The following is a 25,292-nucleotide window of genomic DNA, read 5'->3' on the forward strand; positions in this document are numbered from 1 at the left end:
GCTCATGGTAGCGGAGGGGTGGGACATTCCTCTCAACCTCGATGAAGGTGCCTAAGGACCCAGAGCACCGATCGGCACTACCGCTACTCCGTCCTTTCGTCGAAGAGCCCGGCCCCCCGAGGTAATAATCACCAGGGCTGGTTCTTCCACCAAGTGGTCCGCAAATCGCTTCAACGAATCGGCGGCTTGCTCGATGACCTCCGGGCTGTAACCCAACTTGACCTCCACGAGCACATCCCTACCTCGAACGTTGGCGATGGCATCGACTTCACGTTTGGTGTTCAACCTGGCGTGGTAGACCTCACGACCTGTGAACGCTCGCAGTTCGTGAACGACTAAAGACTCAAAAAGTTGGCCGAAGTATGCCCTGTCACGAAGAAGATGCTCGGGCCCGCGATCTAAGGCGGCCATTGCGAATGACGGGTCCGCCAGATGCCGCTTCGGCGCTTTTCGCAGCGTTGCTTTGGAACGGAGATGCGTGAACCAAGCGGGCTGATCTACAGCAACGAAAATGCTCGCCAGCGCGTCCAGATACTCTCGCGTCGTCTCGCGGGAAGATGCAGCATCGGTCGCAATCGTCTGCAACTCCAACTCTGTCCCAATCCCGCGCGCCAACGAGCGGATAACCCTCTTGACCCGCTGGGGATCCCTGTTCGTTCCGTCGACGGTGCGGATGTCTACTTCTCCGACCGTGGTGACGTAATCCCTCACGTTTTCCAGCGCTTCATCCAGTCGCAGACCCACGTTGTACGGCAGACCTCCGCGGCACACCCGTTCCGCCAACTGTTGCAGGGTGAGCGTCGGTTGGACGAAAGGAATTGAATCACCGGTTGCGACAGCTTCCAAAGAGACGGATCCGTCGGACTCTCCGGATTCGAAAAGTGTCATCGTCGACATATTCAACCGCGCAAAACGCCCAGCCCCTGAGTGGCGGGTCGCACTAGCACCAGGATCCGTCGACCCAGTGAAGATGAACTGGCCCTTGGCCTGACGGTCGTCGATAGCGTGACGGGCGAAATCCCATAAGCGCGGCTCGATCTGCCACTCATCGATGAGACGCGGCGTTTCGCCCTCGAGAAGCAGACGAGGATCGGTTTCCATTGCCAAGAGCACCGCTGGGTCCGTCTCAACGTTGAGCGAGCTCATTGCTTGGCGCTTGGCAGTTTCAGTCTTTCCGCAGCCCTTAGGCCCCTGGATCAAAACCCCTCCTTGACGGCGGAGAGCCCGCTCCAACTCACCGTCAGCCAGACGGGGAAGATAATTGCCGCTCATGAGCACCATCGTAGCAGGTAGATTGGATCACTTGGCATTCTGAAACGGTTTCACTTGGCATTTCGAAACGGTTTCACTTGGCATTTCGAAATTTTGGACAGTTACACCTCGTCGAAGAACTCGACATTTGTGCCGTCGATGACCTTCGACGGCACACCGATCTTCCCCTGCTCAGTAATCTCTTCGTACCCCGCCAGGGTGTCGCGGTATCCGAGGAAGGTCTTGAAGATTGCGGATGTCGGTGATGTCGAGGAGAGCGGCATCCCCGAACTGAGCCGGGTCGGCGTTGAACTGCTCGATGACGCTGGCGCAATGAGGGCACTGGTGGTGGACGAAAATTTCAGTCTGCGGTTCCATGCACCCGACGATAGTTAAAGAGCTCTAGACGCCGAGGATCAAGCGCAGACCTTCGCGGAGGTCGCCGACAACACGATCCGCCTCCGCTTCGTCAGCCCCCAGGTTGTCAATCGTCAAGCCGTTCACCATCGCGGTAATGAGCCGTGCTTTGCGCTCGGCGTTGTCCTTGTCACCCAGCTCAGCCACGACTCCTTGCTGGAAATCACGAAGCACCTGACTGTAAAGGTCGGCTATCCAGTCGCGCGTTGCCGACGCTGAGCCGTAGGTGACCCAGATCGCCGCATCCTCGTGACGCTCACCATCGAGGGGGAGTAACTCAGAGAGTCGGACAACCCAGGCCTCGAATACATCGTTGGGGATCGGCGCCTCGTCCACGCGAGCCGTCTGCCGCTGAATGGAGCGAATGAACGCGTGCGCGAGCAGGATCTCCTTGTTCGGGGCGTGGTACTGCACGGAGCCCGCAGCGAGACCAGATTCTTTGGCTACTTCGCGCACGCTCACTGCGTCGAGGCCGCGGGAAGCGATGATCCTAATGGTCGCATCGGCGACGGCAGCGGACGATGCCGAGAACTGGTGGTCCAGCGAAAAATCATTCATGGTTGCACACAAGCTTAGTCTGTCGTACGTTCGTAAGGGATTAATACGTTCGTACGACAGAGAAGGTTCTCCATCATGCACTCCCTCATTCCGCTCGTTGGTTTGGCCCTGCTCGACAGCTTGAGCAGCGGCACACTCGTCATCCCGTTGGCACTCATCGTCATGTGGCGGTCGGTTCGCGTGCCGGCACTCGCCGCGTACCTGCTCACCGTCGCGGCGGTGTACTTCGCCCTCGGAGTCGCCATGTTGCTGGGGTTCACCGGCCTGAGCGCCTACGTAGAACGAATCACCGATTCCCCCGTCTTTCCGTGGATCACACTGATCCTCGGCGCGATTCTGGCCATCTACGGAACCTTCGGCCCCGACCCGGTCAAACCCGCGCCGGGCGAACTGCCGAAGCGGCTGAACAAGCCCATCCGGACCAGCCTGCCCAAAATGATCATCTTGGGTTTAGGAGCTTCACTGACGGAAGCGGCGACCATGCTTCCTTACATCGCAGCAATGGGAATCATCAGCGACTGGGATACGCCTATGGCTGGACAGCTATTAGCGATCGCCGCCTACTGCGGCGTCATGATCGCGCCGACGGTGATTCTGGCAATGATTGCCCTCGTGGCGGGGCAGAAGTTCTTCCCGCGCCTCGAGAAGGCCATCCCCCGCCTGCAATACGAAACCAAGGTGACTCTGCTGTGGATCGCGGCCATCGTCGGCATCTACATGGTCATCCACAGCGTGGGCGCTATCCGCTAGTGCCCGCGCGGCTGGTCGATCGCCTTGCCGTCCTCGAAGTAGGGGCGAACGTGGTTGTCGAAGACGGACAGAGCCGCGCCGATCGCCATGTGCATGTCCAGGTACTGGTAGGTGCCTAGGCGGCCACCGAAGAGGACCTTGTTCTCGCGGGATTCAGCGGCAGCGAGACGTCGATAAGCTTCGAGTTTGGCGCGGTCGTCGGGGGTGTTGATCGGGTAGTACACCTCGTCGTCGTCCTCGGCGAAGCGGGAGTACTCCTTCACAATCACCGTCCGGTCCTCCGGGTAGGAGGACCGCTCCGGGTGGAAGTGGCGGAACTCGTGGATGCGGGTGTAGGGGACATCGGCGTCGTTGTAGTTCATCACCGGGGTGCCCTGGAAGTCGCCCGTTTCCAGCACTTCCTGCTCGAAGTCGAGGGTGCGCCAGCCGAGACGGCCTTCGGCGTAGTCGAAGTAGCGGTCCAGCGGGCCGGTGTAGACAACCGGGGCATCCGGCGATTCAGCGCGGACTTTCTCGCGGACATCGAACCAGTCGGTGTTCAACTGCACATCGATGAGTTCGGACGACGCCATGTTTTCGAGCCAGGCGGCGTAGCCGTCGACAGGCAGGCCCTCGTACTTGTCGTTGAAGTAGCGGTTGTTGAAGGTGTAGCGCACGGGTAGGCGGGAGATGATCTCCGGCGGCAAATCGGTGGGGTCGGTTTGCCACTGTTTGGCGGTGTAGTGCTTGACAAATGCGTCGTAAAGCGGCTTGCCGATGAGCGCAATACCGCGCTCCTCCAGATTCGTGGCAGCGGCGGGGTCGAAGCCTTCGCGCTGTTCCTCAATGAGCTCGCGCGCCTCATCCGGCGAGTAGTAGCGCCCGAAGAACTGATTGATCAGGCCCAGGCCCATGGGGAACTGGTACGCGGTGCCGTCGTGCATGGCGAAGACGCGGTGCTGGTAGTCCGTGAAGTCCGTGAAACGGTTGACGTACTCCCACACGCGGTCGTTCGAGGTGTGGAACAAGTGGGCACCGTATTTGTGCACCTCAATGCCGGTTTCCGGTTCCGGCTCGCTGTAGGCGTTGCCGCCGATATGTTCACGCTTTTCGACGACTAACACGCGCTTTCCCAGCTCAGACGCTGCCTGTTCGGCGATAGTGAGGCCGAAGAATCCGGATCCGACGACGATGAGGTCATAAGTCATGCGTTCCAGCGTAGTGGGGCCGGAGCGCAACGGCAGGGACAGACGCGACACGCCGAAGATTCACAATGTCACCAGTTGTCACACGAGTCACTTAAACTTCGTTGTGATCTAGATTAGTCACAGCTGTCACAATTAACTCAGGAGCGATCACCGTGAAAGCACGTACACGTTTGAACCCGTCTTCCCGCAGGAAGACGCCGGTCATCGCCGCCGTCACCTCCGTAGCCCTTGTTGCCGCTGGTGTTTACGGCGGGAACGAGATTCTCAAGACCCAGGATGCCGCCGGTGCACAGATCGAGGTGACCACCTCGCAGGCATCGCTTTCCGACGCTGAGAATGTCGTCGTCGACGACCCAGCCGTCGCAACGCAGGGCGCAGAAGGCGACGCCGCCCGCACAGTCAAGGAGTTCACCCGCGACGAGGAGTTCTCCGTGTTCGGCCTACAGTGGGAAGGCGACCGCGACATTGTCGCCTTCGTCCGCGCCGAGCGTGCCGACGGCTCCTGGTCCGAGTGGTACCCGATGGACCTGCTGTCCACCCCCGAGGATGCCACCCACCAGGGCACCGAGCCGATCTACGTCGAGCCGACCAAGAAGGTGCAGGTTTCCACGGCCAACGTGGACCTCATCGAGAACGGCGACCTGAACATTGGCGGAACCGAAGTCACCGACCAGGACGACATTCCTGACGTTCCGCTTCCTGACGATGCGCTTCCCGACTCTGACCCGGTCGACCTCCCCGACGTGCCCGACGCCGACTCCCCCGCTGTCATGGGCGACGCACCGGCGCTGCCGACCAACTACGGTGACATCGCACCGGTGGCGGACATCGAGGAGCTCAGCGAAGAAGGCGCCGAAGAGCACGGCGATGAAGACCCCGCCGAGGCTCCGGCCGAGGCTGCTCCGGTGACCACCGCCAGCGACCTCGAGGCCGTCTTCATCGACGGTGGTGAAGGCACTGTCGACGGTGCGATCGCCCCGGCCCAGTACAACAGTAACGGTATGCCCAAGGTGATCACCCGCGCCTCCTGGGGTGCGAAGAACGCCACCGGCACGAGCTACACCGAGCCGACCAAGGCCGTCACGGTGCACCACACTGCTGGCTCCAACAACTACACCGCAGCTCAGGCACCGGGCATCATGCGCTCGATGCAGGCCTACCACCAGGGCCTGGGCTGGCAGGATCTGGGCTACAACGCCGTGGTGGACAAGTACGGCAACATCTACGAGGGCCGCGCAGGCGGCCTGGACCGCGGCCCGCAGGGCGCGCACGTCGGCGGCTTCAACTCCAACACCTGGGGTGTGTCCATGATGGGCGACTACTCCAAGACAGCCCCGACCCCGCAAGGGCTCAAGGCCATGGGCGACATCATCGGTTGGAAGGCCGCAAGCTCGAACTTCGACCCGACCGGCACCGTCTACCTGCGCTCCGACTACTCCTTCCGCGGCACTAAGTTCCCGAAGGGTTCCGGCGCGAACTTCCCGGCCATCAACGCCCACCGCGACTTCCACTACAACGACTGCCCGGGGGACATGCTCTACTCCCAGCTGGGTACTGTCCGCAGCCACGCGAAGACCAAGTACAACGAGATCAAGGGCGGCGGCGCTGCACCGGCACCGAAGCCCGCGCCGAAGCCGAGCAACGGCAACAACGGAAACAACGGCAACTCCGGCACGGTGAAGGACTCGAACGGCACGGAGACCAACATCAACAACGCGGCGAACCTGTCCAGCGACATCTCCTTCGAGGACATCCTCAGTGGTGACCCGGCAGCAATCGCTGCTGCCGTGGGCTCTGTCGCCGGTGCTGTGCTCCTCTTCATCGCAGGCAAAGACCTGATTCCGGAGGAAGTCTCGAATGTGGCCAACATTGAGGTCCTGCCGGGCATGACGCTGTCCAGCCTGCGCCCGCACATTGGCAAGATCGTCGAGATGTCCGGCAGCGAGGACATTCAGGACACCTGGCGCAAGGTCGATCCGGTCCTCGGCCAGCTCGACGGAGTGATCAAGGGTGTCGGCGGCGACGAGTACGCCTTCTTCGAAAACGGCGTCGAGGCGCTCTCCTCCGACGGCAGCAGCGTGGTCATGCCCGAGAAGATCGCCGACGCCTGGCTCAAGCAGGGCATGGACCTCGGCCCGCTGGGCAAGCCCGTCAAGAGCGACGATGCAGCCTCCGGCGGCGACGTCCGCGTCGACTTCGAGCGCGGCAAGATCACCTACAACGTGCAGACCAACAAGCTGGATGTCACTATCGACGAGCGCTAACCGCTAAGGCGCCAAGTCCAGGGAGCGGGAAACCGCTTCCTCCCATTGCGAAACGAGCCGGTCCCGGTCGGGGCCGGCCATTTCGTTTTCCCAGGTGGTGTCCCCGCCGAGGCTCAAGGGGTCGTCGATAAGCCCAGCGCCAAAACCCGCTGCACTGGCTGCGCCCATGACTGTCGTCTCCATGTTGTCTGGGCGGACCACCGTGGAATTGAGCATGTCGGCTTGCATTTGCATGAGCAGGTCGTTGGCGGTCATGCCGCCGTCGACACGCAATGCGTCGATGCTGATGCCGGAATCTTTCTCCATCGCGTTGACCACCTCGAGCGTTTGCAGGCAGGTCGCGTCGAGGGCGGCACGCGCGATGTGGCGGCGGTCGATGTAGCGGGTGATGCCGGTGATCACGCCGCGCGCGTCCGGGCGCCACCGCGGGGCGAACAGGCCGGAAAACGCCGGAACGATCACCACGCCCGCGGAATCGTCGACCTGGCTGGCAAGCGTCTCCGACTCGGCGGCGGAAGACAGGATGCCCATCTGGTCGCGCAGCCACTGGATCAGTGAGCCGCCAACCGCAACTGACCCCTCCAGCGCATAGACCGGCTTCTTGCCGTCCTGCTGGTAGGCGACGGTGGTGAGCAGGCCGTGATCCGAAAATTGCGGCTCCTCACCGGTGTTGAGCAGCATGAACAGGCCGGTACCGTAGGTCATCTTCGCGTCGCCCTGCTCGAGACAGCCCTGGCCGAACAACGCGGCCTGCTGGTCGCCGAGCACACCCGTGATCGGCACGTCGCGGCTGCCCTTGCGTCGGCGCATGGTGCCGAAAGAACCGAAGCTCGGCCTGATCTCCGGCAGGATCTTGCGCGGGACACCGATCTCTTCACAGAGCGAGTCGTCCCAGTCGAGGGTCTCCAGGTCCATGAGCAGCGTGCGCGACGCATTCGTCACATCGGTCACGTGCTGGGCACCGCCACGGCCGAAGACCGAGCGCTTCCCGCGCGCGCCGCCGGTGAGATTCCAAATCAGCCACGTATCGACGGTTCCCGCCAGCAACTCCCCCTTCTCCGCCCGCTCCCGAGCACCCTCGACGTTATCCAGGATCCACGCCCACTTCGGACCCGCCGGGTACGAGTTAGCCAACAGGCCCGTCTTCCGCAGGTAGCGGTCCTTCTCTCCCTCCCCGACACGCTCGGTGCGGGTATCTTGCCAGACAATCGCGTTGTAGACGGGCCTGCCTGTGGCTTTGTCCCAGACCACGGCTGTTTCCCGCTGGTTTGTCAGGCCGACGGCGCTGATGTCTTCGAGCTCCAAGTCAGCGTCGACAAGCGCCTCGGACAGCGCGCGACGAGTATTGCGCCAAATCTCCCGCGGATCGTGCTCCACCCAGCCCTCGCGCGGCATGATCTGCTCATGCTCGAACTGCGCCGTCCCCGCCACCTCACCGTCGGTGGTGGTGATGTAGCAGCGTGTCGACGTCGTCCCCTGGTCGATGGCAGCGATGTACATGGGGGCTATTAAACCTTATGGGGTTGGGGGTCGCGGTGGCGCCTAGCGGTGCCGGAATACTGCTGGCGGTTTTCCGGAATACTGCTCATGCGAAGCTGCAGGTCAAAAGGATGCGTTCTTGCTTATAACCTCGACCAGTATTCTAAGGCCTGAATGCTCACTGCAGTGCGCACGGTGATGCTGCGCTGCCAGGTCCAGCTGGTTCATGATGGACACAGGAAACCCCGGGGGGGATCATGGACAAGCAGGCAGAACTCGAACTGATACGGGAATCAATCCGGCACTGTAGGTCAGCGGTAGTCACAGGTCCTGCGGCTGCGCGCCTTATGGGTGTGAACACTCTGACTTGGGTGAGGAAGACAGATGTCCTCCTCCGCAATGGTGCGAAACCCCGGGCCAAAATGAAAGGGCAGCTTGTGTACCGCAGTGCCATCCTCAAGCCCCACGAGATCCGAGAGATCAACGGGGTTGCAGTAGTGAGGCCAGTGAGAATGCTCCTCGATACACTGCGCTACCACGGACGTCTCGAATGCCTCGTAGCCTTGGAATCTTTGCGGAACAAGTGGCCTGACAGGTTCACACAGGCCCTTCTTCTGGAGTCGTGTGAAACTCTTCCCCGCGCAAAGGGGGCCAAGGACCTGCGTGAACTCATTAAGTACTCCGCCGACACCAGCGAAAGTCCCCTTGAAACCGTCGCGCGCGATCGGTTGCTGCAGCTTCCCGAAGTGGTCACGCTCGAACCTCAGGCAGAGATCGCCTACCGAGGCGATTATGGGGAACTATGCCTCTCACGGGTGGACTTCTTAATCAACGGATTCCTCGTCGCAGAGGTGGACGGGGCAGCAAAATACTCCGGCATATACGGGGATCCACGAAAGGTGATTACCCGGGAGAAGACACGAGAGAACGGCATTCAAGCCGAGGGCTTCCCGATCGTGCGGGGAGATTGGACATCAGTCATGGAAGGCATCTTCGCCAACCGAGTTGCGCAGATCGTGCGCGCGGAAGAGAACAGGAAGTACTCCATCTACCGGAGAGGTGCCTAGCGGCGCTGGAATACTACTGGGCAGTTTCCGGAATACTGCTCGTAGACAACACCAGGTCAAAAGCGTGCAAAAAAGCTTATATGCTCGAGTAGTATTCCGGGCCAGCAAGGCAGGGCCAGCAAGGCAGGGCCCAGCAAGGCAAGCGCCAGCGAGCGGGCGGGCGGGTCGGGCTGGCCGGGCTGCAGCTAGTTAGAACCACCGCTCCAGCACCCGGGCCACCCCGAAGTCATCATTCGAGGTGGTGACAAAGTCAGCGGCATCGTGAACGATCGGGGCCGCATCTGCCATCGCCACTCCCATTCCGGCCCAGGCGAGCATCTCAATGTCATTGGGCATGTCGCCGAAAGTGAGCACCTGTTTCTGATGCACGCCGTAGTGGGCGGCCAGGGTGGACACGCCGGTGGCTTTATTGATGCCGGGGGCGGAGATCTCGATCAAGCCATCGTTCATGGAGTAGGTGACGTGGGCGTCGGCAGGGTCGATGAGCGGAGCGACAACGTCGAAAAGCTCGGCGGAATTCATGTCGGCGCGCCGGACAAGGATCTTCGCGGCGGGCACCGAGGTCAGCTCGTCGACGTCGACCACGCCGTACCCGATGTCCCACAGGTCTGGGCTGTACCCGGGGGTGATCAGGAAGCATTCGTCCTCGGGGTCGAAGGCGGAAGATCCGACACGCTCGACGCCGAAACCGTACTCAGAGGGCGAAGCCGGCCCGAAGACCTCCTGCACCGCGGAGGCAATGTCGCGCAGGGTGTCGGGCTGCAGTTCGTGACGCGCCAGGACTTCATCGCGGGCAGGGTCGTACAGCACGGCACCGTTGGCGCACACGCTCAACGGGGTGAACGGTAGCTGGTCGAGGACGGGGGTGAGCCAGCGGTGGGGGCGGCCCGTCGCTAAGCACACGTGCGTTCCGCTGCGGACTGCGCGCGACAGTTTTTCCCTTAAGCGGGGGCTGACGCGGCCGTTGCTGTCCAGCAGTGTGCCGTCAATGTCGCTGACGATGAGCCGTGGTGCCACTACTTCTTGCCCTTCTTCCTGTCGCGCTCGGCCTTTTCCCGCTCCTTGATCACGCGGGCCTCCTCGAGCGTCGGCGCCGAGCCGCCCATGGAGGCCGGCATCCAGTCCAGGCCGGGCGGGAATGGGCCGAAACGGTCGTTGTACTGGGCGCGGGAGACGTCGAGAAGCTCCTGCATTGCGTCTTTGAGCCGCTGCGTGACCTCCTCTGCCGTGCCATCAGTGGAGATAGCGGGGCCGATGTTGATGACAATCGGATAGTGGTTGCGGCCCAGGCTGGGTTTGCGGCCCTTTGTCCAGAATCGCTGCGTGCCCCAAGCGGCGACGGGGATGAGCGGCGCGCCGGACTGCTGCGCAATGCGGGCGGCACCGGTCTTGAAGTCCGACAGTTCGAAGGACGGAGAGAGCGTACCGTCAGGGAAAATGCCCACGACCTCTCCGTCTTCCAGGCGTTCAACGGCGGTGATAATGCTGTCCGCACCGAGGGACCGGTCGACTTCGATGTGGCGCACAGAGCGGCAGACCGGGCCGAGCAACCAGTGGTCGAACAGCTCTTTCTTCGCCATGTAGCGCGTCGGGCGGCGGCCGCGGAGCATGCCCGGCAAAGCACCGGCGATGAAGTCGTAGTAGCCGATGTGGTTCGTCGCAACGAGAGCCGGCCCCTCAACCGGAACGTTCTCCAGGCCATGCACGAAGATCTTCACTCCCTTCGCACGAAGCAGAGGGATCATCGTGTTCCTGATCGCCTGATACATCCGCTCGCGCTTCCACCCGGGCTGGATGGGCACCACCGGAACGTCAGCGGGGATGTAGAAAATCCCGTTCTCTACGCGGTAATCAGGCTCGTTCACTTCTTCGCCTCCCGTGCAGCTTTCTTGGCGGCCCGCTCGCGCTCCAGGATCTGGTTCGCCTCCTCCAGCGTCGGGGCACTGCCGCCGAGGGAGGCCGGCATCCAGTCCAGACCGTCCTTGAACGGCCCGTACTTCTCGGCGTACTTTTCCCGCAGTTCTTCGAGCTGCGCCTGCATTGCGTCCTTGACCCGGCGCGTGTCTTCTTCCGCGTTGCCGGTCGCCCAGATCGGCTCGCCGTAGGAGACGAACACCGGTGTCTTGGAGCGGCCAAGGTTCTTCTTCAGGTCCTTGGTCAGGATGCGCTGCGAGCCCCAAATCACTGTCGGGATCATGGGCACCCCAGCTTCGTGCGCGATGCGCGCGGCACCCGTCTTGAACTCGGCGAGTTCAAACGACCGAGAGATCGTCGACTCCGGGAAGATGCCCACGAGTCCGCCGTCAGCAAGCCACTTTGTGGCCTCGCTAATCGACGCCGCACCCGCCGCACGGTCCACCGGCACATGCTTCATCCCGCGCATCAAGGACCCGACGACGCGCATGTCGAAGACCTCTTTCTTCGCCATGAAGCGCACCAGCCGCTTGCCCTGCAGGTGCGGGCCGATGCCGGCAATGATGAAGTCGTAGAACCCCGTGTGGTTGATCACGTACAGGGCGCCCGACTCGGTCGGGTTGTTCTCCACGCCGAAGATGGTGAAACGCAGCCCTTGGGCGCGCATGATCCCTTTGAAACCGGAGATAATGGCCTGGTAAAACCGCTCGCGGGATTCTTTCGGGTGCGGGGCGGGTGGGGTGAAGTCGCTGCTTGCGACGTCGAAAAGCGTCATGGCGTGAGCACCTCTCTCCCGACCCACGGGCGCAACGCCTCAGGCACGACAACCGACCCGTCCGCCTGCTGATTGTTCTCCAGGATGGCCACCAGCCAGCGCGTGGTGGCCAGCGTGCCGTTGAGCGTCGCCGCGGTCTGGGTCTTGCCGTCGGCGTCGCGGTAGCGCGTGTTCAGGCGGCGGCCCTGGAAGGTGGTGCAATTCGACGTCGACGTCAGCTCGCGATAGGTGTCCTGCGACGGCACCCACGCCTCCGTGTCGAACTTGCGGGCGGCGGAAGCACCGAGGTCGCCAGCTGCAACGTCGATAATGCGGTACGGCACCTCGACCGCCGCGAGCATTTCGCGCTCGAGTCCCAGCAGCTTCTGGTGCATCTCCTCGGCGTCCTCGGGCTTGCAGTAAACGAACATCTCCAGTTTGTCGAACTGGTGGACGCGCAAAATTCCCTTGGTGTCCTTGCCGTAGGAGCCCGCTTCACGACGGAAACAGCTCGACCACCCCGCGTACAGCAACGGCCCATCGGACAGATCGATGATCTCGTCGCGGTGGTAGCCGGCCAGAGCGACCTCAGAGGTGCCCACGAGGTAGAGGTCATCGCGCTCGAGGTAGTAAATCTCCTCGTCATGGGCGTCGAGGAAGCCGGTGCCCGCCATGATCTCCGGGCGGACCAGTACCGGCGGCACCATGACCTTGAAACCGGCCTCGCGCGCTTTCTGCGCAGCCAGCATGAGCATGCCGAGTTGCATCCACGCGCCGTCGCCGACGAGGTAGTAGAAGCGGGCGCCGCCGACCTTGGTGCCGCGCTTCATGTCGATGATCCCCAGGGCTTCGCCCAGATCCAGGTGGTCCTGCACTTCAAAGTCGAACTCCGGCAGCTCGCCGACGTGCTCGAGCACCTCGAAGTCCTCTTCGCCGCCCGCGGGAGCGCCCTCGATGACGTTGGAGATGGCGTATTGCAGCTTGACGACGTTCTCCTCCGCCGTCTTCTGCACCTCCTCGGCCTCTTTGACCTTCGTCTTCAGCTCGTTGGAGCCCTCCAGCAACGCGGGCCGTTCCTCCGGCGAGGCCTGGCCGATCTTCTTGCCAAAGGCTTTCTGCTCCGCCCGCAAGGAATCTGCCGTAGCGATCGCTCCGCGACGCTTCTCATCCGCCGCCAGGAGGGCGTCTACTAGCCCCGGATCCTCACCGCGGGCGTGCTGGGAGGCACGGACGACATCGGGATTTTCACGCAGAAACTTCAGATCAATCACGGTTATAACACTACCGTCAGGCATGATAGTGGGTATGGCTGCACGAAAATCCGCTTTGACCCCGGCCGCGTTGCGCACCATTTTGGTGGCCACGCTCGCGGGCTCGCTAGGCATGGGCACCTACGCCGCCGCGACCGGATTCGATGTTGCGGCAGGCAACGGCAACGGAAACGGCACCTCCCAGACGTCGTCCACGTCGAAGAAGGGCGATGACACCGAAGCCTTCACCGCCGCCGACCAAGGCGCCTGCCTGACGTGGGAGTCCCAAGAGGACGGCTCCATCTCCGGTTTCACCGAAACGCCCTGCGACAATGAGCACCGCTTCGAGGTCACTGCCCGCGAAGACCTGAACACCTACCCCACGCAGGAATTCGGTCCGGACGCGCCACCGCCGAACCCGACCAGACAGGCGCAGCTGCGCGAGGAGCTGTGCCAGACAGCATCCATCCGCTACCTCAACGGCCGCTACGATCCGTCGGGCCGCTACTCCATCGCCCCGATTCTTCCGCCCGTCGAGGCGTGGGAGCGCGGCGACCGCACCATGCTGTGCGGGCTGCAGGAAACTGATAGCCAAGGCACCCCGATCCTCACCGTCGGCCACGCCGCCGAGCAGGACCAGGCCCGTGTCGCGGAGCCCGGCACTTGTGTGATCACTGATGATGCCAACACGCTGCGGACCGTCGAGTGCGCCGACCCGCACCACATTGAAATCACCGAGAAGGTCGACCTGGCCCCCGTCTTCCAGGACCGCACCCCGTCTACCGAGGACCAGAACAAGTACTTGGGCGACGTGTGCGCCAAGGCCGCAGAAAACTACCTCGGCGGGGAGGAGAACCTGTACCAGTCCACCCTGCAGGTGTACTGGGGAACTTCCAACAGCCAGGCATGGGACGGCGGCAGCCGCTCCGTCAACTGCGGACTGATCTCCGCCAAGGACGACCGCTTCGCCGAGATCACCGGCTCCGCCAAGGACGGCCGCGACGCGCTGAAGGTTGACGGCGAGACACCGAAGCCCCCGCCGGAGCGCCGCCCGCTGCGCGAGGAATCCGAAAGCCCCAGCTCGACCGAAGACACCCCGTAATGGAGCCGGTCAGCGACGAGGTGTTCGAGGGCCTCATTAATGACGCCCTCGACCAGATCCCCGAGGACTTCGCCCGCAACATGACCAACATGGTCATCCTGGCCAGGCCCTATAACGAGGACAACCCGAGTCTGCTCGGCCTCTTTGAGGGCGTGCCGCTGCCGAAGCAGCACGCCAACCACAGCGGCTTCCTGCCGGATGCAGTGTTCATCTACAAAGATGCTCTCGAAGCGATCTGTTCTGACCTCGACGAGCTACGCCACGAGGTGAAAGTCACGGTGTTCCACGAGGTCGGCCACTACTTCGGCCTCGAGGAGCACGAGCTGCACCACCTCGGCTGGGGCTAGGCGCCGGGAAGGTCGTAGTCAGCCCACTTCACCATGCCCCACTGGCCGAAATCAGCCACGGGATCCCCGGTCGGCCCGGCACACGGATCAAGCACGACGAACTGACAGTTCGGCAGGTAGGACCGTTCGGCATACGTCGGATCGACCTCGCAGGCGTTGGCGGTGAACGCACGGATGGTGCCGCCGTGGGAGACGGCAACCGTCGTCACGCCTTGGGCTGTTTGCTCCGCGAACGGCAGCAACGCGCCCTTGTAGCGGGCGAGGAAGATCTCCAGCGAGTCGCCGTCCTGGATCCCCGAGGCCAGGTCGCGGCGGTAAAAACCGCGAAACGCCTTCAGATACGCGTCGTGCGCTTCCCAGGAATAGTGCATCTCCCACTTTCCGGCGTGGACTTCCTGCAGTCCCTCGACGGCGGGAATGTCGGTAAAACGCTCCCCGAACCCGATCGCCGCGGTCTGTCGGGCGCGGGTCGCCTGGGACGAAATCACCTGGTCAACATCGTATTCAGCCAGAATGCGCTCCCCCGTCTCGCGCGCCTGCTCTTGGCCCAGCTCCGTCAGCTCCGCCCCCGGCAGAAGCGTGTCCAGCTTGTGGTCGACATTGGACGTGGTCTGCCCATGACGCAGAAGAATCAGCATTTAATTCCCTTCCCTCGCAGCACGGACCCAGTCCTCGGCCTCGCGCAGGCGAGCCGGATCCTCGATCGTGTCCACAACCGCTTCTTGCTTATCGACGAAGCGCGGCCACGACCCCAAAAACGCAATCTTCGACGCCCGCAGCCACAAGGACCGCAGCGCCTCCGCCACCTGCACATCATCAATGTGGCCGACGAAGTCCACGTAGAAGTTATAGGTGTTGGCTTCCTCGCGCGTCGGGCGCGACTCGATGCGGCTCAAGTCCACCCCGCGGTAGGCGAATTCCTGCAACGCTCCGACCAACGTGCCCGGTTCGTTAGGCAGCTGGAAGACGACGGAGGTGCGGTCGTCGCCGGTCCGCGGCGTCGGCACGCCCCTCGGGCCGGCCAGCACGAACCGTGTCCGCGCACCGCGCATGTCCGCGATGTCCTCGGCGACCACCTCCAGGCCGAACAGGTCCGCTGCTCTCCTCGGCGCCGCCGCGACATCCGCCTGCCCTTCGGCCACAGCTTGCGCTGCTGCCGCGTTCGAGCTCGCGGCCACGAACTCCACGCCGGGAAGGTTCTCACCGAGCCAGGAACGGACTTGGCGGTGGGCGACAGGATGCGTCGAAAAGCGGGCGGCATCTGAGAGCTCGAAGCCCGGCCGCGTCATGATGGCGAAGCTGATCGGCAACTCCACCTCGCGGTACACCATCACCCCCGGCGCCTCCACGAACGCATCAGACGTGCTGGTCACAGCACCATCGACCGAGTTCTCGATGGCCACCACCGCGTACTGGGCCCGCCCGTCGCGCACCGCACCCAGCGCCTCCGACGGCGAATCCACGGGCAGCGGCTCCACGTCGCCGATGTGCTCAGCCAGACGCCACAGCGCCTCCTCGGTGAACGTGCCCGCAGGACCCAGATACGCGACGGTTGCAGTCATAGTTCCCCAGCCTACAGTTGCTCTCATGCACGCCCGGCTCAAACTTGAGATCCTCATCGTCCTCGCCGTCACCTTCGGCATGTCCGGGCTCAAGGCAGCCATGAAGCTTATCGACGCCTGGCTCTCCCCCACCCCCCTCAACCAAAAACAGGTCGTCCTCAACGACTCCGTCTCGCGCCTGGACTGGCTCGACGTGGGCCTCCAGCTCGCATCCGCTGGAACCTTGATCGCGTGGGGGCTTCTTGCGCTGTATTTGTTGGCGGTGGTGCCGGCTGGTTCGGGTTCTAGCTCGGGGTCTGCGGTCGGGTCGGGTGCCGGTTCGGCTTCTCATGTCGGTTTTGCGTGGCGGTGGCCCGGGTGGCGCGACTGGGCATGGGGCGCGGGGTTAGCCGCACTCATTGGCCTACCTGGCCTGGCTCTTTACGCGGGGGCCTTGCACTTCGGATTCTCCGCTGAAGTAGTGCCCGCCACCGACTCATCTAAGTTGCCCCTGCTGTTGGCCTGGTCTTTCGCCAACGCCTTTGGTGAAGAGATCGTGGTGGTGATGTGGTTTGTCTCCCGGCTGCGCCAACTCGGCGTGCCCGTGTGGGGTGCCATCGCCGGGTCCGCTGTCCTTCGCGGCTCCTACCACCTCTACCAGGGATTTTCCGCCGGCTTGGGCAATGTGGTCATGGGCGTGGTTTTCGCCTGGTTCTACGCGCGCACCGGAAAAGTCTGGCCACTGATCCTCGCCCACTTCCTTATCGACGCCGTCGCCTACATCGGCTACCTTTTCCTCGACCTCTCTTGGCTTGGGATATAGCAGGGAGTCCGCAGCGCGGACAGGCCAGGCTACAAAACCGCAGGGACTCCGCAAAATTTGCGGGGGCCCGGTGACGACAGGTTGGGGGCCGGAATACTGCTCGCTGTTTTCCGGAATACTGATCAAGTAAACGTGCAGGTCAAAAGCATGCTCTTTGGTTTATGTGGTCGAGCAGTATTCCGGAACTCGACGGATTGCACTCCGCAAGGTGGACGGCCTCGGTTGTAAAACTGCAGGGACTCCGCAATGCGGAGTGAACAATCACAAAACCGCAGGGAGTCCGCAGCGTGGACTCTTCTAAAACTTCCCAATGTAACTGGTGTGAATTGCTGGGACATGTGATGTGAGCGTTTAGGATAGTCACCATGTCGACAACGCCGCCGAGACCTCCACACTCCAACGATCCCCGGGACAACCCCGGGGACTTCGTTGTGGGTCGGGACGGCAAACCGCTGATCGACCGATACGGCCGTCCGATCCGCAAGCGTGCAACAAGTCAGAACCCCAGTAGCCAACCCAACCAGACCCAGTGGGGTGTCGGCCGTGGCGACGAAGAGCCCGTGCGCAGGGCGGCTCGCGAGCGGCAGCCAGCCTCGCCCGAGCGACCAGACCGAGCAGAGCGGCCACGTCAATCAGAGCGACCAGCCCGAACAGCCCAACCAGCTCAATCGGACCGGCCCCGCCAGTACTTGCCGAATGAGACGGGGTATCAGCCTCGGCAGACTCCGCACCATTCGCCGCAATCGGCAGAAAGAGCAGCAGACCGTCCGAACCGCCCTGCAAGGAACGCGCAGCGTTACCGCGATGACCTACCGGGCGATCTGAACCAGCCGCGGCAGCGGCCGGGCCAAAGACCAGCGCAACGACGTGACCAACCGTACGAGCCTCCCCGCCAGCGCCGGCGCCCGCGGTTGCGCATGCCCCGGCTCCGGGGCTGCATCCCGACGGCACTGACACTGCTACTGGTTCTCATTGTGGCAGGCACCCTCTTCGTGGATACGCGCCTGACCCGCGTGGATGCCTTCCCGGACAACCAGGTCGCGAACACGGCGGGCACGAACTGGCTGATTGTGGGTTCGGACTCCCGCCAGGGTTTGAGCGACGAAGACATTGAGCGCCTGGGAACCGGCGGCGATATTGGTCAGGGCCGCACGGACACGATCATGCTCATGCACTTGCCGGCCACGGGCAAGCCGACGCTGGTGTCGCTCCCGCGTGACTCCTACGTGGAGATTCCTGGATATGGGATGGACAAGATCAACTCGGCGTTCGCGTTCGGTGGCCCGAAATTGCTGACGGAGACGGTGGAGCAGGCCACGGGCCTGCGCATCGACCACTACGCGGAAATCGGCATGGGCGGTCTCGCCGGGCTGACCGACGCAGTGGGCGGCGTGGAGCTATGCCCGTCCGAACCGATACAGGACCCGTTAGCGAACCTGGACGTGCAGGCAGGCTGCCAGAAGATGGATGGGCCGACCTCGCTGGGTTACGTCCGCACGCGTGCGACGGCGATGGGCGATCTGGACCGTGTCCAGCGTCAGCGCGAGTTCATGAGTGCGCTGATGAAGCGCGTGGTCTCACCGGGCGTGCTGCTCAACCCGTTCCGTCTGGTGCCGATGGCGTTGCGCGGAACGAACCTGCTCATCGTCGGCGAGGGCGACCACGTGTGGCACCTCGCGCGCATGGCGCTGGGGCTGCGCTCGGGCGTGGAAACGGAGACCGTCCCGATCGGGCAGTTCGCCGATTCCGAGGTGGGCAGCGTGCTCATCTGGGACGAGGTGGGTGCGCAAGAGCTCTTCGCTAAGTTGCGCTAGAAAGCATGTGCTTTACGACGCCCGCTGCTCCAGCTCCTCCGGTGTCGCCCCGGGCGTGTGATCGTTCACGCCGGGGAGATTGTGCCGGCCGGTGAGGTAGTACAGGGCGACAACGATGACGCTGAAGGCGATGCCGACCCAGAAGGCCGGCCTGAACTCGGGGAGCCAGAGCATGATGCCGAAGGTGAACAGGATGAACGCCACGGCGAAGTACTGGCCGTAGGGGAACAGCGGTGTCTTGTAGGTCAGGGCGGCGGCTTCTTCGGGGGTCATGTGACGTCTCGAAGCGAGGTGCGCCAACAGGATCATCAACCACACGAAGATGGTGGCGAAGGTGGCCAAGGACGCGATGAGCTCGAAGACGCTCTCCGGAATGCGGGCGTTGGCCACGACGCCGACGACCATGACGATGAGAAGAATGATCGTGGTCATGACGGGCACGCCGCGGACGGTCTTCGCCATGATCGACGGCGCGAACTTCTGCTTGGCCAGGCCGGTGAGCACGCGGCCGGCACCGAAGATATCGGCGTTGATGGCCGACAGGGCGGCGGTGATGACCACGATGTTGAGCAGGCTGGCCGCCCAGTTCACACCGAGAACGGAGAAGATCTGGACGAAGGGGGACTCCTCGCCGGTGATGGTCCGCCACGGGTTGATCATCAAGATGACCAGGATGGACAGCACGTAGAAGATGAGGATGCGCACCGGCACGGCGTTAACGGCCTGCGGGATCGCCTTCTTCGGTTCGGCCGCCTCGGTGCCGGCGACACCGATGATCTCGGTTCCGCCGAAGGCGAAGAGCACCAGGATGAAGGAGGCGACCATGCCTTCAACACCGTTGGGGAAGAAACCGCCGTCGTTGACTAGGTTGGCCGGGCCGGTGGCGGCGTCGGAAAGCCCGAAGGTGAGCACGGCCGCGCCAGCGACGATCATGGCGAAGACCGCGCCGACCTTGATGATGGTGAACCAGAATTCCAGCTCGCCGAATGCTTTCGCGCTGGCGAGGTTGGCGGCCCCGACGATGAGCAGCGCGGTGACGATCCACACCCAGCGGGAGACATCCGGGAACCAGAAGCTCATGTAGACACTGATGGCAGTCAGGTCCGCCAGCGCCACAATGACCATTTCGAAGGCGAACATCCAGCCGGTCAGGTAGCCTGCGACGCCGCCTAAGTGCGCACGCGTGTACTCGGCGAAAGAGCCGGTGACGGGGTGGCGCACGGCCATCTCGCCCAGGGCGCGGAGCATGAAGTACACCACGGCACCGCCGAGCAGATAGACCAGCAGCACAGACGGGCCGGCCGCTTGGATGGCACCGAATGAACCGTAGAACAGGCCGGTGCCGATAGCCGAGCCCAGGGCGATGAAGTTGAGGTGGCGCGTGTTCAAGCCCTTCGGCTTGGTCCTAGATGTAAGGGCTTGCGCAGACGAGGGGGAAGACACAGGTTCAGACACACGCTGAGCTTAAGCCCGCCCCCGGTCGGGGGAGAAAACGCTCCCTAAAAAGGGTTTAGAGCCTAGCCTTCCGACTCTTGCGGTGAATCCGCCGGAACGATAGGAGGTTCTTTCTTATGAGCAGCAAACATGAGAAACACTGGGGTGAAAGCGACTATCGCCATAAAGACCGCTGGGACCGGCTTATCGAACCAAGCCAGGAGGAAAGCTCCAACACCGATGAGGATCGTTAGGGCAGTGTATATCCCCTGCTGCCGATTAGAACGCTGGGTGTTTCCGTCGATCGATCTTGCCACCGCACGCTGAATCTCCGCGTTTGATTCCACTTGCACGCGTTGAATCGCAACACCCTCCTCTGCCATGCGGAGAATGCGATCGGCCGACCCAGGTAGAACTTCGTCGTATCCACGAAAAGCAGCGACCGGAGGGAGGGGGCCCGAATGCTCAACTACAGCAGAGAAACTGGGGTTTTCGTAGCCAGAAGGTCCGGAAACTATCTCGCCTTCTACCGCTTCGTCTGGCACTGGTGCCGCTTCATGGCCCTCTTCATCGACGTCCCGGTCTGCTTCCATGCCTCGCGCACGACTTCCCCTGATGCGGGGGCTTCGATCAGGTAGATTTCCTCTCCGGTGTTCGTTCTCGCGATCACCTTCCGCCCCGACTTCGGACTCAGGTAATTGGTTGTCATCTTCCATCACTCCTCCCGCTTCGAATCGTTTAACGCTATATAAGCACTACATTTTAGATTGAAATCTGCCGTACCGCTGGTTTCTACCTGCAGGGGCAACGAACTCTCGCTGCCCCTGCAATCTATTGAACGGATTAGGTGCCTACTTATGCCCGTCTGTTCGGACAGGGTCTAGATAGTCACCTGGCGGGACTTGATGTTCTCCAGCTGCTTGCGCTCGTCGGCGGTGAGCTGGGCGGAATTGGTGTACTCTTTCTCAATCGCCGCATTCACTGCCGCCAATGCCTCACCGTAGGAGTCAGCGACAACGGACGGGTCCAGGTCGAACACCGGCACGAGCAGGCCGTGGGTGCGGAAAGTTCCGGCGAACTTGGTGCCCTCGCCCAGGTTCAGCTCGCCGCGGGCGGCGATGCGGGCCAGGGCGTTGAGCATGGCGCGCTCGTCATCTTCCGGGCGGACCCAGCGGATGTGGGCCTTGCCACCGCCGGGGTTGACCCACCAGACCGAACCCGGAACGTCGGCAGCGACCTTGGTGGACGGCATGATCGCGTCGTTTGCCCGCTGCAGTGCCTGCTGGATCTGCATGTTCATGCCGGCACCGGAGGGGAACCACCAGTTGAAGTCGGAGTGCTCGGTGATGTCGAGGTCAGTAGAAGCGTCGATAAGCGAAGTCAGCTCCGGCTGCGAACCGTCTGCTGCCGTGGAACCGAGCGTCTCACCCGGCTGCGCGTTGACTACCCAGTTCAGGGCGTACGCGAGGTCACGGGCGGGGTTGCCGGAGTGGGACTGGACCTGGAGAGCGACGAGACGCTCAGCGCCCTCATCCTCGGAGCGGACCAACGCGGCGCCAGCGCCCGGCAGCACAGTGGCCAGCGTGACCGGAGTACCGTTCACATCCAGTTTCGCGGTGGCGGCGGGCACGAACTCCTGCAGTGCGACCAGATCGGTCTCAGCGGCGAAGTCCTTGTACGGGCGGGGGTCACCTGCCAGGGCTTCGCGCTCGGCGGCGCGGGCAGCGAGCTTGGCTTGACGGCGGCTCATGCCCTCCGGCAGGTCTTGGTCCTTCTTGCGGTTCTTCTTGGCCATGCGGCTTAGTCTAACTACCCGACGGCTGCCGGCGTGACCGGGTTGCGCTTGAACGTGTCCACGGCGAGCTGCGGCAAGTCGGTAGCGAAGACGTCCACACCGTTCTCACGGCACCACAGCATTTCCTTCGGCAGGTTCACCGTCCAGGTGTAGGTGCGTAAGCCCCGGAAACCGAGCAGCTCCGGCTTGCCCTGCAGGTGGGCCAGGGCCGGGCCGACACCGTAGGGGCGAGAAAACATGGTGTTGTTCTTGTTCCACTTCCGCTCGAACAGGCGGAACAGGTAGAAGGTCTCCAGGTCCGGCACGGCCTGGGCGAAGTAGCGCATCGCCGCGTGAGAGAAAGAGATGAGGTGGATCCGCGGGTCTTCCTTCATCCCGCGGTGCCACAGGGTGCGCACGGTTTGCTCGTCTACCTCGGGGCCGTAGCGGGTGGGGTGCTTTGTCTCGATGTAGAAATGCTTATCGGGATAGTCGGCGAGGAGGTCAAGAAGCTCGTCGAGAAGCAAAATTTGCTGCGGGTCTTCTTTGGTGCCGAAGTTGAACTGGCGCAGCTCATCGAAGTCCATTTTGGCCACGCGCCCCGCGCCGGTGGAGGTGCGGTTGATGAAGTTGTCGTGGTGGACAACCAGTTTGCCGTCGCGGGTGAGGCGCACGTCGGCTTCGATGCCGTGCACCCCGTCGAGCTTGAGTGCTTCTTCGAACGCCCGGAGCGTGGATTCGGGGTAGAGCCCGCTCATGCCGCGGTGGGCGACAATCTTCGGGTCTTTATTAACGGGCATTAGAGCTGTGTCAGTGACGGTGGTCAAAAGGGTCTCCCAGCGAACGCAACGTATACCACTGGAAGACAATAGGCCTCCGCGCGCTGTGGGCGAACCCCCAGACGGTTGATTACCGCAAAGATTACTGAGAGTTCACCTCGAGTTAGTATCTTTTGTCACAATGGACCGCATGATGGTTGAGCCACTCAAGGATTCTCTCGGGTCCTTCCGCGACCGCCTCACGTCGACGGTGAAGGAGCTGTGGCCGCGCCGCAACCACGCGGTGCGTGTCCCGATTTATGCAGTTCAGATCCTCGCGGACCTCACTCCGGTGGTCCGCATGGCGGGTCTGCGCCGCCTGCCGGACAACTTCGCCACGGGCATCATCGGGGCCGAAGCCGCGACGTGGTTGGCCATCTCCCCATCTCTTTTGCCTCACCCATGGTGGGTGACCGCAGCTAATGTTGCGGGCTGTCAGGCAGCCGGGCACACGGTCGGTGTCGGGCTGGCGAATTTCGTGGCCAACGCCAGCGAGTCGGTCGGCTGGCAGGCTCCGCGCCGCTTCCGCCAGCGCACCGCGGTGCCAGTGCAGCTGGTCATGGGCGCGGCAACGGTCATCGCGTACGCGACCGCTGCTTATCGACGTCCCGAGCACGAAAGCCTCGTAGAAAACGAGACCAAGCTTGGACCGTTGCAGACCTTGGCTGGCATTGGTGTCGGCTCCATCGGTTATGGCGTGCTGTTGCTGGTTGGTGAAGGCATCCAGGTCACCGTGGATCGGCTGAACAAGGAATTCGGCCGTGTTCTGCCGTCCGCGGCATCCTGGCCGCTGGCGATCACTGCCCTGGGTGCGGCCGGCTTGCTGCTCACCGACAAGGTGGTCGTCCGGGCTGTGCTGAGCAAGGCCTACCAGAACGCCGACGAGCTCAACCGCGAATTCCTCCCCGGCGCGACCAAGCCGCGGGAGAAGGAACGCTCCGGCTCCCCGGCATCTCTTGAACGTTGGAAGTACCTGGGCCGCCAAGGCCGCGCCGTCGTTGCGGGCGGGCCGCGCTCGGCTGATCTGAAGAAGGTGCTCGGAGGCGAGGTGAAGGAACCGATCCGCATCTTCATCGGTTTGAAGGACCGCTCGCCGGAGGAGCAAGCCAAGATGGTGCTGCGCGAGATGGACCGCACTGATGCGTGGTCGCGGAAGTCCATCGCTGTGATGTCCTCGGCCGGCACGGGCTGGATCAATGACTTCCACACCTCCGGGTTCGAGTTCTTGAACCGCGGTGACAGCGCCATCGTGGCGATTCAGTACTCGTTCATGCCGTCGGCCTACTCCTACGCCTCTGACCGCGAGGTGCCGGTGCGCAGCGCGAAGATTCTCATTGGCGCGGTGAAGGAGCGTATCGACGCCATGCCGGAAGACGAGCGGCCGAAGCTCTACCTCGGCGGCGAATCGCTCGGCGCCTACGGGCTTGCCGACGCTTTTGAGAACCTCGAGGAGTTCCGTGCCAATGTCGACGGTGGGGTGTTCACCGGTGCGCCTGGCTTCACCAAGACCCACGCTCAGCTGACCCAGAACCGCGACGAAGGTTCCCCGCAGCGCGTGCCGGTTGTCGACGGTGGCCGCAGCGTGCGCTTCACTGCCCACCCCGACCACCTGGAGAAGACGTTCGACGGTTCCGAGTACGACAACGAGTGGGAGTTCCCCCGCGCCGTCTTCGCCCAGCACGCGTCCGACCCGATCGTCTGGTGGGACCTGACCCTGCTGTTCAGGGCGCCGGATTGGCTGAAGGAGCCCGGCTCCCGCGGTGAGCGCGCACCGGAGGCGATGCATGTGGACACTTTGCAGAACATGCGCTGGGTGCCATTCATCACCTGGTGGCAGATCGGCGTGGACCAGTTGACCTCCCAGGACCCGCCCGGCGGACACGGCCACCAGTACCACGATGAGACCGTGGCCTACTGGAACGCTGTCTTGGATGCCGGCTTCTCTGACCAGGAGCTGGCGGCGATCTCCGAGTGGATCCACAAGGACTCCACCCGCATCCGCGCCACCTCTGCCTCCGCGGCGAAGGAAGGTGCCCGCCAGGCTGCCGAGTCGGCGCGGCAGGCATTCACCGAGGTGTCGGGCGCGCCTAACTAGATTCCGCAGGCGACGCCCGTGGAGTGGTGCGGGCAGTAGCCGTTCGGAACTTTGTGCAGGTACTGCTGGTGCTCGTCTTCAGCGAGGTAGTAGTCCTGCCGGGCCGCGACCTCGGTAGTGATGGCGCCGAAGCCGGCCTGCTCGAGCTGTTTGCCGTATTCGGTCACCCATTGGCGGATCTGCCCCGCCTCTTCTTCAGTATCGGTGTAGAACGCAGAGCGGTATTGGGTGCCCACGTCATTTCCCTGGCGGTAGCCCTGCGTCGGGTCGTGCGCCTCGAGCGCCATTCTGACCAGTTCCTTCAGGCTGATCTGCTCCGGGTCGTAGACCACCTCGACCAGCTCGACGTGGTTGGTGGCCCCACTGCACACTTCGCGGTAGGTCGGGTTCGGGGTCACGCCGCCGCCGTAGCCGACGGACGTGGACTCCACACCGGGGGTCTCCCAGTACATTTTCTCTGCACCCCAGAAGCAGCCGATGCCGATGAGCAGGCGTTTCTGTCCCTCACGCCACGGGCCGGTGATCGGCGTGCCCAGCACAGCGTGCGGGCGCGGGTTGTTCAGGACCGGGTCCGGGCGGCCGGGCAGAGTCCGATCCGGGTCGGTGAGTTCAGGGGCGCGTCCGAAGAAGAATGCCATGTCTTTCATAACGGC

24 protein-coding genes are annotated in these 25,292 nt (G+C 63.0%); 8 read left to right on the forward strand and 16 right to left on the reverse strand.

Features of this window, described 5'->3' with window-relative positions; all coding sequences use genetic code 11:
* Positions 1–51: 51 nt before the first annotated feature.
* From KBX07_RS08135 to KBX07_RS08145, 3 genes are all read right to left on the reverse strand, one after another.
* The gene (locus tag KBX07_RS08135; protein WP_256023714.1) at positions 52–1,272 is read right to left on the reverse strand and encodes an ATP-binding protein; all 1,221 of its coding nucleotides are present in this window, start codon (positions 1,270–1,272) and stop codon (positions 52–54) included.
* 101 nt (positions 1,273–1,373) lie between these two features.
* Positions 1,374–1,535, reverse strand: coding sequence for a hypothetical protein (locus KBX07_RS08140; RefSeq protein WP_255995082.1), 162 nt, complete (start codon positions 1,533–1,535; stop codon positions 1,374–1,376).
* A gap of 118 nt (positions 1,536–1,653) precedes the next feature.
* Positions 1,654–2,226 (reverse strand): TetR/AcrR family transcriptional regulator, encoded by a 573-nt coding sequence (locus KBX07_RS08145; protein ID WP_255995081.1) that lies wholly within the window; start codon positions 2,224–2,226, stop codon positions 1,654–1,656.
* 75 nt (positions 2,227–2,301) lie between these two features.
* Here KBX07_RS08145 and KBX07_RS08150 point away from each other — a divergent pair, with 75 nt between their 5' ends.
* Entirely contained in the window at positions 2,302–2,976 is a 675-nt protein-coding gene (locus KBX07_RS08150) for a GAP family protein (protein ID WP_255995080.1), read from the forward strand.
* On the opposite strand, the gene glf is transcribed toward KBX07_RS08150, so the two are convergent.
* Positions 2,973–4,163, reverse strand: a complete 1,191-nt coding sequence (gene glf, locus KBX07_RS08155) for a UDP-galactopyranose mutase (RefSeq protein ID WP_256023715.1) — start codon at positions 4,161–4,163, stop codon at positions 2,973–2,975. The two genes, KBX07_RS08150 and glf, sit on opposite strands and share 4 nt — an antisense overlap.
* A 152-nt stretch (positions 4,164–4,315) precedes the next feature.
* On the opposite strand from glf, the gene KBX07_RS08160 reads away from it, so the two are divergent.
* The gene (locus tag KBX07_RS08160; RefSeq protein ID WP_256023717.1) at positions 4,316–6,427 is read left to right on the forward strand and encodes an N-acetylmuramoyl-L-alanine amidase; all 2,112 of its coding nucleotides are present in this window, start codon (positions 4,316–4,318) and stop codon (positions 6,425–6,427) included.
* A 3-nt stretch (positions 6,428–6,430) separates the two neighbouring features.
* Here the strand turns inward: KBX07_RS08160 and glpK are convergent, their stop codons facing one another.
* Complete coding sequence (glpK, locus tag KBX07_RS08165) at positions 6,431–7,927, reverse strand: glycerol kinase GlpK (protein WP_005288015.1); 1,497 nt, start codon at positions 7,925–7,927, stop codon at positions 6,431–6,433.
* A 350-nt stretch (positions 7,928–8,277) separates the two neighbouring features.
* Between glpK and KBX07_RS08170 the strand changes: the two genes are divergently transcribed.
* A complete protein-coding gene (locus KBX07_RS08170; protein ID WP_256023719.1) occupies positions 8,278–8,973 on the forward strand; it encodes a hypothetical protein in 696 nt (231 codons plus the stop codon).
* A 189-nt stretch (positions 8,974–9,162) separates the two neighbouring features.
* Here the strand turns inward: KBX07_RS08170 and KBX07_RS08175 are convergent, their stop codons facing one another.
* From KBX07_RS08175 to serS, 4 genes are read right to left on the reverse strand one after another with little or no spacing between them, the layout of a single operon-like run.
* On the reverse strand, positions 9,163–9,990 hold the full coding sequence (locus tag KBX07_RS08175) for an HAD family hydrolase (protein ID WP_256023720.1): 828 nt from the start codon (positions 9,988–9,990) through the stop codon (positions 9,163–9,165).
* The gene (locus tag KBX07_RS08180) at positions 9,990–10,838 is read right to left on the reverse strand and encodes a lysophospholipid acyltransferase family protein (RefSeq protein WP_256023722.1); all 849 of its coding nucleotides are present in this window, start codon (positions 10,836–10,838) and stop codon (positions 9,990–9,992) included. Before KBX07_RS08180 ends, KBX07_RS08175 begins: the two co-directional genes overlap by 1 nt.
* The gene (locus tag KBX07_RS08185; RefSeq protein WP_256023723.1) at positions 10,835–11,662 is read right to left on the reverse strand and encodes a 1-acyl-sn-glycerol-3-phosphate acyltransferase; all 828 of its coding nucleotides are present in this window, start codon (positions 11,660–11,662) and stop codon (positions 10,835–10,837) included. The genes KBX07_RS08180 and KBX07_RS08185 overlap by 4 nt, the downstream gene beginning before the upstream one ends.
* Entirely contained in the window at positions 11,659–12,912 is a 1,254-nt protein-coding gene (gene serS / locus KBX07_RS08190) for a serine--tRNA ligase (protein WP_256023725.1), read from the reverse strand. The genes KBX07_RS08185 and serS overlap by 4 nt, the downstream gene beginning before the upstream one ends.
* A 34-nt stretch (positions 12,913–12,946) precedes the next feature.
* On the opposite strand from serS, the gene KBX07_RS08195 reads away from it, so the two are divergent.
* Together KBX07_RS08195 and KBX07_RS08200 are read left to right on the forward strand one after the other, a co-directional pair.
* A complete protein-coding gene (locus tag KBX07_RS08195; protein WP_255995812.1) occupies positions 12,947–13,993 on the forward strand; it encodes a septum formation family protein in 1,047 nt (348 codons plus the stop codon).
* A complete protein-coding gene (locus tag KBX07_RS08200; RefSeq protein WP_005287994.1) occupies positions 13,993–14,340 on the forward strand; it encodes a metallopeptidase family protein in 348 nt (115 codons plus the stop codon). The genes KBX07_RS08195 and KBX07_RS08200 overlap by 1 nt, the downstream gene beginning before the upstream one ends.
* Here KBX07_RS08200 and KBX07_RS08205 read toward each other — a convergent pair.
* Positions 14,337–14,978: a histidine phosphatase family protein gene (locus tag KBX07_RS08205; RefSeq protein WP_256023726.1), complete on the reverse strand. Its 642-nt coding sequence runs from the start codon at positions 14,976–14,978 to the stop codon at positions 14,337–14,339. The two genes, KBX07_RS08200 and KBX07_RS08205, sit on opposite strands and share 4 nt — an antisense overlap.
* Complete coding sequence (gene pheA, locus KBX07_RS08210) at positions 14,979–15,902, reverse strand: prephenate dehydratase (protein WP_256023728.1); 924 nt, start codon at positions 15,900–15,902, stop codon at positions 14,979–14,981.
* Positions 15,903–15,927: 25 nt separating this feature from the next.
* Here pheA and KBX07_RS08215 point away from each other — a divergent pair, with 25 nt between their 5' ends.
* Both KBX07_RS08215 and KBX07_RS08220 read left to right on the forward strand, forming a co-directional pair.
* Complete coding sequence (locus tag KBX07_RS08215) at positions 15,928–16,704, forward strand: CPBP family intramembrane glutamic endopeptidase (protein WP_256023729.1); 777 nt, start codon at positions 15,928–15,930, stop codon at positions 16,702–16,704.
* A gap of 365 nt (positions 16,705–17,069) precedes the next feature.
* Entirely contained in the window at positions 17,070–18,518 is a 1,449-nt protein-coding gene (locus tag KBX07_RS08220; protein WP_256023731.1) for an LCP family protein, read from the forward strand.
* 12 nt (positions 18,519–18,530) lie between these two features.
* On the opposite strand, the gene KBX07_RS08225 is transcribed toward KBX07_RS08220, so the two are convergent.
* From KBX07_RS08225 to KBX07_RS08240, 4 genes are all read right to left on the reverse strand, one after another.
* Complete coding sequence (locus KBX07_RS08225) at positions 18,531–19,961, reverse strand: amino acid permease (protein ID WP_050748859.1); 1,431 nt, start codon at positions 19,959–19,961, stop codon at positions 18,531–18,533.
* Positions 19,962–20,035: 74 nt separating this feature from the next.
* On the reverse strand, positions 20,036–20,668 hold the full coding sequence (locus KBX07_RS08230) for a DUF2335 domain-containing protein (protein ID WP_156774795.1): 633 nt from the start codon (positions 20,666–20,668) through the stop codon (positions 20,036–20,038).
* Between the two features lie 164 nt (positions 20,669–20,832).
* Entirely contained in the window at positions 20,833–21,747 is a 915-nt protein-coding gene (locus KBX07_RS08235; RefSeq protein WP_256019386.1) for a DUF5926 family protein, read from the reverse strand.
* A gap of 14 nt (positions 21,748–21,761) precedes the next feature.
* Positions 21,762–22,526, reverse strand: a complete 765-nt coding sequence (locus KBX07_RS08240) for a glycerophosphodiester phosphodiesterase family protein (protein WP_040423461.1) — start codon at positions 22,524–22,526, stop codon at positions 21,762–21,764.
* Positions 22,527–22,695: 169 nt separating this feature from the next.
* On the opposite strand from KBX07_RS08240, the gene KBX07_RS08245 reads away from it, so the two are divergent.
* Positions 22,696–24,639, forward strand: a complete 1,944-nt coding sequence (locus tag KBX07_RS08245; RefSeq protein ID WP_256023733.1) for an alpha/beta-hydrolase family protein — start codon at positions 22,696–22,698, stop codon at positions 24,637–24,639.
* On the opposite strand, the gene msrA is transcribed toward KBX07_RS08245, so the two are convergent.
* Entirely contained in the window at positions 24,636–25,277 is a 642-nt protein-coding gene (gene msrA / locus KBX07_RS08250) for a peptide-methionine (S)-S-oxide reductase MsrA (RefSeq protein ID WP_256023734.1), read from the reverse strand. The two genes, KBX07_RS08245 and msrA, sit on opposite strands and share 4 nt — an antisense overlap.
* Between the last annotated feature and the right edge of the window lie 15 nt (positions 25,278–25,292).

The sequence above is a fragment of the Corynebacterium sp. CCUG 70398 genome, assembly GCF_024454055.1.
GTDB lineage: Bacteria > Actinomycetota > Actinomycetes > Mycobacteriales > Mycobacteriaceae > Corynebacterium > Corynebacterium genitalium.